The following is a 1,230-nucleotide window of genomic DNA, read 5'->3' as shown; positions in this document are numbered from 1 at the left end:
ATCCCCCACCCAATGGGCCAACCTGCAGGAAAAATGCCGGGCTGTGGCCAGCAGTCTGTCTCCCGTCCATCCGGTTATCCCAGTCTCGGTACAGGAAGGGTACAACCTGACGGCATTGGCCGAGGCACTGATACAGCACCTGCCCAGGCAAGCCAGCAGTGCCGTCGCCCGCCAGTTAACGCACCGTTATAAAACCGGCACTGTGGTTGACCACGCCCGCCAGGATTTTGGTGACAGTGTGGGGGAGGTGTTCGACCGTCTGGCTGATGCCGCTGGCGTGCCTACGGGGGTGTGTACTCTGATTGCCCACGTCAGAAATACCGTGATGTCCATCGCCCGTGCCGTCTGGGGGCTCCTCTTTTGACAGCCTCTGCCCCCAAGGTGTTCTCAGGAGCACCGCAGTAGAAGTGCAACACAACTCATTGTTATTTAATCATAAAAATCTCAAAGGAAGTCATTACCATGCCAAAAATCAGTTTTCCCCTGCTACTGTCTCTCCTGCTGACAGGGTGCGGTGACAATCTGGTCAACAAGCTGGAGAGCGCCAAGGTCCCTCGAAACGCCCAATATACCTACGGTCAGGTGTTGAATCACCGTGAGATGTGTCAGGAAACCACCTGGGAAAAAATCCAGAATGAAGATGATGAAGACGTCATCAGGGTCATCTACCACTGCGTGCTGAAGCTGGGTAAAGAGAAATATGCCTACTCGGAGCAAGAAGCCAAAAATCGCTATACCGCCATGTATGACGAAAAGATGGCCAGTTACCAGGCCGAAAGACAGGGAAAGCTTGAAGAGTATCAGCAAACGGTGCTGGCGGATAAAACTCGCCTGAAAAACCTGCAGGATTTCATGGGCGAAGGGAGGCTGGACTGGCACTTTCTGGCCGACAACGTGAGCCGTAATCCTGATGTTGAAGCCCTGATTTTCCGCGCCGTAGACAAGGTACTGATACTCGGCATCATCAGCGGCCGATTCATTGATGATTTCCCGTGGCGGCTTGACAGTGAGCCCGAGATGACCTGGGTGTTTTCACGGGCGGATACGCTGGGGCCGCTGGAATATCTTCACCAATCGGCGTTGTTTGTCAGCACGGCGGAGAACGCCAGCGACCTGGCCAACCCGGTGATAAAAAGGCTGATGGAACAAAAAGCCCGCTACATTGACGTGTGTGCCCGCCGTCAGGCCGAGTACCGTGAAAACAACCGGCAAGCCCAGGTTATTGACAGC

The 1,230-nt window shown here is 54.6% G+C and carries 1 protein-coding gene and 1 pseudogene; both read left to right on the top strand.

Annotation, left to right across the window (positions count from 1 at the left end; genetic code table 11):
- A pseudogene (locus tag AC2A1E_RS24095) lies at positions 1–364 on the top strand (GTPase family protein); the annotation flags it as partial.
- Between the two features lie 98 nt (positions 365–462).
- Positions 463–1,230: hypothetical protein (locus AC2A1E_RS24090; protein ID WP_484385858.1), on the top strand; the 768-nt coding region annotated here is incomplete at its 3' end.

It is taken from the genome of Serratia sp. HNCC26DJ206, from assembly GCF_057180605.1.
The sequence above is the reverse complement of the archived record's forward strand: the minus strand, read 5'-3'. Positions and strand labels throughout refer to the sequence as shown.